This window comes from Sulfurospirillum arcachonense DSM 9755 (assembly GCF_000597725.1).
Taxonomy (GTDB): Bacteria; Campylobacterota; Campylobacteria; order Campylobacterales; family Sulfurospirillaceae; genus Sulfurospirillum_A; species Sulfurospirillum_A arcachonense.
Genome location: NZ_JFBL01000025.1, coordinates 1 through 8,500, shown reverse-complemented (window position 1 = coordinate 8,500; position 8,500 = coordinate 1). Strand labels below are relative to the sequence as shown.

Below are 8,500 nucleotides of genomic sequence, written 5' to 3'. Positions count from 1 at the left end.
ACAGGTAAAGCATAAGTGGCAAAAATCATTTTGATCGCAAACGTAATTCCACCGCCTCTTATAGTCGTAGACAATAATAGAACAACAACATAAAGTATAAAGATAGTTAGTAATGTCGCAAAAATTATTTTGACAGCTTTCATGTCTTGTAGTTTTTGATCAAAGTTGAATTTTCGTAGGAGTACGTAAATTCCTGTTGCAGGCAATACAATAAGTAAGGGAATCGCAATAATGAATAATTCTATTGATGAAATACCTCGAAATAGTGAAAAGTCGGCGAGAGTACTTAACAACTTAAGGATGCTCGATACCAAAATACTATCTAAGATAATGGTTAACACTAGTGATAAGATAATTAACATATTACTCCAATGTGTGTTTTTTGTAGACTAACGGCGCGGCTGAGCACCAGTCAGTTGTTTTTCAGAAAATCCCGAAGGGTTTTCTGGAAAAGAACTTGGTGTGTGTTCCTGTCATTTATTGTGCCTAGCGAAGCGGAGCACGACAGATGGCAGAGATAGGCACGTTCAATGCTCAGCCGCGCCGTTGTACGTTTCCGCAAAACGGGAACGTACAACGTTTAAGTTGAGAAATATTTGAGCCGCAGGGTCAAATATTTCTCTCCAATGTTTTGTTATACTATTCTTCCTTTAAATTTGAAAATTCTTTTGATGTCATACTTGGTATAAATTCTTGAATTTCATATTTTGCTAAATTATTTATTTTAAATGGGTCTTGATTTAAAATCTTTTCTAATTTTTCTAAACTACTTAATTTTGACAATATGATTCCACCAGTTCTTGGTATTTTTCTTCCTGATGCAATAAAATTACCTTGTTCATATTGATTTTTTAAATATTCTACATGTTCAGCTAATATTTTATCTACCTCTTTTAAATCACATATATAAGTTAATGACACTATAAACATTTTTATCCTTTTTAAGTATAACGGGGCGCGGTTCACCGACTCCCGAATCAAAATTTCAATTTTTATTCGGGTGCTCGGTGCGACAGATAACTAGTGGGCGTTCAGCCCGCGCGCCGTTGTACGTTTCCGCAAAGCGGGAACGTACAACGTTTATCTTCAGCGACGCTATGCGTTCGCTGCTAGGTTTTGTTAGACAGTAGTGTTGATAGACTCAATTACTGTTTTTAAGTTTCCAGTAAATGAATTATCATACCTCCAACTTGAAGTTCTTTTCTTCTTGACTTTAACTATGCCGTCTTCATCTATTACTTTAAATGTAGTTCCATTTTTTACAAGAGTTGGTGTTCCATTTACTAAAGACCAATTTAGAACTTGTGGTTTAACTTGATGTAATTTAGCTTTAAACTCTGAAGCTGTATTAAATCTTTGACTAGGGTCTTTATGACAAGCTTTTTTGATAATCCTTTTAACACTATCAGGAACCCACGGTGGTAATGAACTCATAACTAATAGTTTTGATTTTGTTATTTTATTTTTCAAACACTGATCAACAAATGTAGACTTATCAAAATCATCAGTTAGAGTATTATAATGAAGTAATTCTTTTTTATTTAACCAAGCTACATCTTCGTACGGTAAGTACCCACCTAGTAATTGATATAAAACTATTCCTATCTGATATATATCACCTGAAATACCGTATGCATTCGTTGTGACTGACTCTGGTGGTCGATATAAAATAGAATGTGAAGAAGCTGGAATAGTTGTTAACCCTGCTGGTATATGTTTAACAGAACCAAAGTCACCAATTACAACTCTTTCTTCATCGCATAAATATATATTTGAAGGCTTTAAGTCTCTATGTATAAAACGTTCACTATGTAGAAATGAAATTCCTATCAATATCTGATTAACCATATCTATAGCTTTATGATTTCCGATGTCCGTTGTTTCAATAAAATCATCTAAATCTCCATGTTCACACAACGGAGTGATAAAGTATGCCCATTCATCATTTAGATAGGAAGCATTTAAAATTTTAATAACATTGTCTGAGTTTATTTGAGATAGTTTTTGAGGCTCAGCATGAAAAGCTTTATTATTACCCCAATAATAAAATTTTAATGCTATTCTTATGTCTGTAATTTTATTTTGTCCAAAAAGTAAATAACCATTTGCACCTTTAGATGACTCTCTATAAAATGTAAAATCTGAAGACAATTGTTTAACACAATCTTTTATTTCGTCAGGAGCATTTATACCATCAATATATATAGGTGTCATTTAAATACCTGTTAAAGCGGATAAATATGCTTCTTCTTGATATTTTAGTAAGTCTGTTGGTATTGTAACTGTATTGTTTTTTTTATATGAAGAAATTGCTTGTGCTGATGTGAAACAAACATCACATTGATTATTTAACTGAATGATTCCTTCCATTTTAAATGTGTCTGAGCCGCCTGCAAATCTTCCTCTCTTTGCTCTTTTCTTAATAACAACCTTATTTATACTATTGTCTCTTAAGAAGGTTTGAAATGTTTCATAAAAGGATTCAATTTCTGATTTATTTTCATCATTTTGAATAGATATTTTTTTTAAATTTAAAGGAATATAACGGCTTGTTCCATTGTTCACTTCTATTACTGATATTATTGCATCACTTGCTTTTAAATCAATTCCACATATTTTCATACTGTACGCCTTTCCTTTGTCTAACTATTTATTAAATGCACATTGTATACCTATTATCCTTAATAATAACATTAATAGGACATAAAATGTGTCCTTTTATTGCTTTACATGTAGATAACAGGACAAAATGTTAGGTATTTGTAGAAAATCGTATTAAAATGAGAAAAATACGTTTCAAAAACTTCTATTGAAGTAGGTAAAAACCTACTTCTTCTCTACATTAATCCACGTTAAAATACATCGCCTCACGATGGTGTAAAACCATAGCTGTTGTACTTTGTTCGGGGTGTATTTGAAAAGTTTCACTAAGCTCTATGCCAAACTCTTCAGGTTTTAGTAAATCAAATATCACTTTTGTATCACTTAGTTCTGGACAAGCTGGGTAACCAAAAGAGTATCTACACCCAGTATATGCTCCCATCTGTACATCTTTGAGTGCATGTTTTTCCTTTTCTGCAATCCCCAAATCAAGTCTTATCTGTTTGTGAGCCACCTCAGCCAAGGCTTCTGCAAGTTCAATACTCAAACCATGCAATATATGATACTCTTTAAAATTACCTTCGGCATACAATTTTTTCTCATACTCACTAAATTTTGGTCCAGCACTCACACACGTAAATGCTACAATATCATCTCTATCATTTTTGATAAAATCACTCAAACATCTAAAAGGTTTTCTCCCCTGTCTTGGAAAATCTAAAGTATGTACTATATCGTCTACATGTAAAGGCTCTGTGTTTACCTCAGCATCTCTAAAATACCCTCTATTAGTATCTAGGATATGCAGTTTATTCTCTTCACTTCTACAAGGATAGTAGCCGTAGATGATAGTAGGCTCAAAAAGATCCATTGTTTCAACATCTTTTTTTAGTCTTTCATACAATGGCCATAAAACATCATCTCTTTGTTTCTGTTTTTCCTCTTTACTCATGCCTTTACCACTATAACCCCAAGCTCTTGAAAACAGTATCTTATGGTTTATCCACTCATATGCAATATCTTTTACATCAGCATCAAGTTTACGTCTACCCCAAAATGGTGGTGTTGGTACTTTCTCTTCTCTACTTGGCATTTTAATCTGCTCATATGGAGGTATTTCGCCTTTTTTCTTTTTAAGCTGTACTATCTCTTCATCAATAACAGGTCTTCCAAAGTCTGTATTAAAATCCCCCGCTTCAATACGGCTCATAGCTTCAATACCTTCAAAAGCATCTTTACAATAAAAAACGGGTCCTTCATAGTTTGTTCTACAAAACTCATTTACAAACTTATCATTTAAAGCAGCTCCACCTAAAATAACAGGTATATCTATCCCCATAGAACGCATAGTCTCTAAGTTTTCTTTCATAACTGCCGTTGATTTTACTAAAAGCCCACTCATGCCAAGTGCGTCTGCTTTATGCTCTTTCATAGCAGACAAAAAGTCTTGAAGGTCTGCTTTTATACCTATGTTGATAACTTTAAATCCATTGTTTGAGAGGATAATATCTACTAAGTTTTTACCCACATCATGAACGTCACCTTTAACAGTTCCTATGATAAGCGTTGTTTTACTTGCTTTCTCTTTTTTTGGTAAAAATGGATTGAGATAATCTACACTTGCTTTCATAACCTCAGCACTTTGAAGTACAAAAGGAAGTTGCATCTTTCCACTTCCAAAAAGGTCACCTACTACTTTCATAGCATCTATTAATATCTTATTTACTATATCCTCAGGAGGAATTTCATCTTTTGCAGTCTCTAAAAGAGGTAAAATTCTCTCTTTATCCCCATCTATGAGAAGATGTGAGAGTTTTTCTGCTGTACTTAGAGCATTATAAGCTTCATCGTCTTCTTCTTGATGTTCTACTACATCACTAAAAAAATCAATAAATTTAAAAAGAGGGTCACCCTCAGTTCTATTGTTAAAGAGTAAATCTTCACAAACTTTTTTCTGTTCTTCATCTATCTTGTACATTGGGATTGTATTTTTTACATTTACAATCGCCATAGAAAGACCTGCTTCTACACAATGGTGTAAAAATACAGAGTTTAAATACTCTCTTGCATGTTTTGCTAAACCAAATGAGATATTTGAGATACCAAGTACAAATCCAACTTCAGGATGACGCAGAGCAAACTCTCGTATAGCTTCTATAGTTTCAATAGCAGCTGTGTGGTACTCTTCATCCCCACTACCCACTGTAAAAGTAAGCAAGTCAAATACTAAATCCTCAGGATTAAGTCCATGTCTTTGTGTGGCAAGGTCATAGATTCTCTGAGCAATATCTAACTTTTGTTGTTTTGTTTTAGCCATACCTACTTCGTCTATAGTTAAACACACTAAAGAACAACCAAATCTTTTTGCTAAACTACACACCTTATCAAACTTCTCTTCACCATCTTCAAGGTTTACTGAGTTTATGATAGGTTTTCCCCCTATCATTTTTAAAGCAGTTTCAAGTGCTGGGACTTGAGTGGTATCTGGCATAAGTGGAAGAAGTATCTTTTGGACATATCTTCCAAACACTTCTTTTGTATCTTTTTCCTCATCACGTCCAGCAAATCCTACACTCACATCTATCCCATGAGCACCACTTCTTACTTGTTGTTGTGCTACACTCAAAGTTCCCTCATAATCTTCAGCTAAAAGAAGTTCACGAAAAGCTTTTGAGCCAGTAGCATTACTTCTCTCACCTATCAAAAATGGAGCTGGGTCTTGTTTTAAAGCTCTTGTTTCAAACAAAGAAGCTAAAGACATAGGTGAATAGCCTTTTGGAGGAAGTGGTATTTTCTCCTTTACACTTTGACATAATTTTTCTATATGAAGAGGTGTAGTTCCACAACAACCACCAAGTATACAAACTCCATCATATTCTAAAAAGCTCTCTTGTAGAGTTGTAAACTCATCAGGTTGCATTGGATAAAAAGTAACCCCTCCTCTGTTTTGAGGAAGTCCTGCATTGGCATGTACACTAATAGGAAATTTACAAACTTCACTTAAAGTCTTTACGTGTTTTTTGACTTGTTCTGGTCCTGTTCCACAGTTAAAGCCTAAAGAGAGAATATCAAAAGGTTCCATGATAGTTGAAATAGTAATTACATCTGTCCCTATAAGCATAGTTCCACTAAGTTCAATCGTTACAGAAACCATAATAGGAATCTGCACATCTTTGTCTTTACAAACATCTTGGATTGCATGAAGTGCTGCTTTTATTTGTAGTGGGTCTTGTGCTGTTTCTATTAAAAAAACATCCACTCCACCATCAATCAAACCACGAGCTGCTTCACTATATCCTGCATGCATCTCATCATAAGTGATATGTCCCAAAGAAGGAAGTTTCGTCCCAGGTCCCATAGCCCCTGCTACAAAACGTGGTTTCTCTTCTGTGCTAAACTCATCACAAGCTTCTTTTACTATTTTTGCACCATTTAAAGCAAGCTCATAAGTTCTCTCACCAATATCATAATCATCTAGTACCCATGGAAGTGCTCCAAAAGTATTGGTTTTGATAATGTCAGCTCCAGCACTCAAATAACCTCTATGAATGTCAGAGATAATATCTTTACATGTAGCGTTTAAAAGTTCATTACAACCCTCTAATCCAGTCCATGCACTATTTGGTATATCAGCATTTTGTATCTGTGTGCCCATAGCACCATCTATAATCATAACTCTTTGTTTTATCAGTTCTCTTAATGAAGCCAAAATATATCCTAGTGATTTTTAATTGATTTATATTATCAAAAATGTGTTGAAACTATACTAAACGTTTTTTTCTAAAGAACAAAATTTTTTATCGCTTAATCTGTAATTTTAATCTTTGCTCCATTGTGTTCTACTGTTATAGTTTTCCCTTTTTTAGTTAAAGTTGCATTTAGTTCAAAAGAGTCTAATTTTTGGGAGTTTCTGCTTTTAATTATTTGCCTAAATATTGCTAAATCTTCCTCATCACTTATGAGAAAATTTTCAAGCTCTAATGCTGTAGTGATGTTGTTTTCTACTAAAGTAGTTCCAAGTAGGTTCATAGAGTTATTTAAACTGTTATTGCTTTGTATGGATTCTATGATTGCAAAAACAATAATAGCAATTTTAAGTTCGTCTTCTTTATAGTCTATACTCTCTTTATTTAACATCTCAGTTATGTCAACTTGCAGTTTTTCAAATGTTTTTGATTTTTTAGGTATTTCATAAATTTCTATCAAAAAACAGAGTATAGATTTATAAGTGCCTACTGCGTTATCGTTTGCTATCATTTTCAATCTCCTTTTAATTGCATAAGTATATACAAATAAAATAAATCAGGTTTTAATCTTATCAGAGTACTAGATAAAAATATTTCTCATTAATTGTAGTTACATGTAAACTTCCATCTTACTATAAAAATCAATTTAAAAAATCACTTTTTTCTTAATTGCCTATTTTTTAATCAACAAAAGGTACATTTTAGACTCATATTATTGCTACAATTTCATCAGTTAAATAAAAAAAGGAAGTAAAATGGAAAATTTCGCAGACGTCAAATATGTCCTCGATGGATTCTTATTGGTTATGTCAGGTGCATTAGTAATGTGGATGGCAGCTGGTTTTGCTATGCTAGAAGCTGGTCTTACTAGAACTAAAAATAATGTTGTTATATTAAGTAAAAACATTCTTTTATTTGCAATCTCTTGTATTATGTATTACTTTATTGGATACAACCTAATGTATGGTGAAGGTAGTGCATTTATAGGAAGTGGTTTTGCACTAAGTGGTATGAGCAATGGTGACCATTCACTTATGGCTGACTTTTTCTTTCAAGTAGTATTTGTTGCTACTGCAGCTTCTGTTATATCAGGTGTTGTTGCTGAGAGAATGAAACTTTGGCCTTTCCTTCTTTTTGTTGTAGTATTGTCTGCTGTTATTTATCCTATTCAAGGTCACTGGACATGGGGTGGTACATCTTTAGGTGGTGTAATAGATGGTTTCTCTGATTTTGCTGGATCTACTATTGTTCACTCTGTTGGTGGATGGGCTGCACTTGCTGGTGTACTTTTACTAGGAGCTAGAAAAGGTAAATATAGTCCTGATGGAAAAGTTAGACCAATCCCAGGTTCAAACTTACCACTTGCAACTTTAGGTACATTTATCCTATGGATGGGTTGGTTTGGATTCAATGGTGGTTCTCAACTTGCTCTTGGAAGTAAAGATGATATAGATGCAATCGGTATGGTTTTTGCAGATACAAATATGGCTGCAGCGGCAGGTGCTATCACTGCTGCAATCGTAACGCAACTTATCTATAAAAAAGCTGACCTTACAATGGTTTTAAATGGTGCACTTTCGGGTCTTGTAGCAGTTACTGCTGGACCAGACTTAGGAATGGGTGTTTCATTTATTGAAGGTGTTGTTGCTGGTATCTTAGTTGTATTTGCTGTACCATTTTGGGATAAGTTAAAAATTGATGATCCAGTTGGTGCTCTTTCAGTTCACCTTGTAAACGGTATCTGGGGAACATTAGCAGTAGGTATCTTTAACCCTGAAGTTACTATTTTAGCTCAACTAAAAGGTATCGTTGTAATTGGTGCATTTGTTTTCATCACATCATTTGCTGTATGGTTTGTTCTTAAATTAACAATGGGCATTAGAGTAAGTGACGAAGAAGAATATGATGGAGAAGATCAACATGAATGTGGTCTGGAAGCATATCCAGAATTTAGCAAACAATCAATGTAAGGAATAGGTAATGAAAAAAATAGAAGCTATAATCAAACCTTTCAAACTTGAAGATGTAAAAGATGCCCTAAGTTCACTTGAACTTACGGGTATGACTGTAAGTGAAGTAAGAGGATACGGACGTCAACAAGGTCATTCAGAGTTATATCGTGGCGCTGAATATGTAGTTGATTTTTTGCCAAA

At 33.9% G+C, this 8,500-nt stretch carries 8 protein-coding genes; 2 read left to right on the top strand and 6 right to left on the bottom strand.

Annotation, left to right across the window (positions count from 1 at the left end):
• From K354_RS15195 to K354_RS0113365, 6 genes are all read right to left on the bottom strand, one after another.
• Nucleotides 1-362: hypothetical protein (locus K354_RS15195; RefSeq protein ID WP_037940898.1), on the bottom strand; the 362-nt coding region annotated here is incomplete at its 3' end.
• A 277-nt stretch (nucleotides 363-639) separates the two neighbouring features.
• Nucleotides 640-930 (bottom strand): YciI family protein, encoded by a 291-nt coding sequence (locus K354_RS0113385; protein ID WP_024955991.1) that lies wholly within the window; start codon nucleotides 928-930, stop codon nucleotides 640-642.
• Nucleotides 931-1,119: 189 nt separating this feature from the next.
• The gene (locus K354_RS0113380) at nucleotides 1,120-2,214 is read right to left on the bottom strand and encodes a protein kinase domain-containing protein (RefSeq protein ID WP_024955990.1); all 1,095 of its coding nucleotides are present in this window, start codon (nucleotides 2,212-2,214) and stop codon (nucleotides 1,120-1,122) included.
• Nucleotides 2,215-2,622: a DUF3010 family protein gene (locus K354_RS0113375; RefSeq protein WP_024955989.1), complete on the bottom strand. Its 408-nt coding sequence runs from the start codon at nucleotides 2,620-2,622 to the stop codon at nucleotides 2,215-2,217. It abuts the gene before it with no gap.
• Between the two features lie 220 nt (nucleotides 2,623-2,842).
• Entirely contained in the window at nucleotides 2,843-6,274 is a 3,432-nt protein-coding gene (gene metH, locus K354_RS0113370; RefSeq protein WP_051505457.1) for a methionine synthase, read from the bottom strand.
• Between the two features lie 131 nt (nucleotides 6,275-6,405).
• Complete coding sequence (locus K354_RS0113365) at nucleotides 6,406-6,858, bottom strand: hypothetical protein (RefSeq protein WP_024955987.1); 453 nt, start codon at nucleotides 6,856-6,858, stop codon at nucleotides 6,406-6,408.
• 244 nt (nucleotides 6,859-7,102) lie between these two features.
• On the opposite strand from K354_RS0113365, the gene K354_RS0113360 reads away from it, so the two are divergent.
• Both K354_RS0113360 and K354_RS14480 read left to right on the top strand, forming a co-directional pair.
• On the top strand, nucleotides 7,103-8,317 hold the full coding sequence (locus K354_RS0113360; RefSeq protein ID WP_024955986.1) for an ammonium transporter family protein: 1,215 nt from the start codon (nucleotides 7,103-7,105) through the stop codon (nucleotides 8,315-8,317).
• A 10-nt stretch (nucleotides 8,318-8,327) separates the two neighbouring features.
• On the top strand, nucleotides 8,328-8,500 hold a 173-nt coding region (locus K354_RS14480; RefSeq protein WP_037940895.1), incomplete at its 3' end, for a P-II family nitrogen regulator.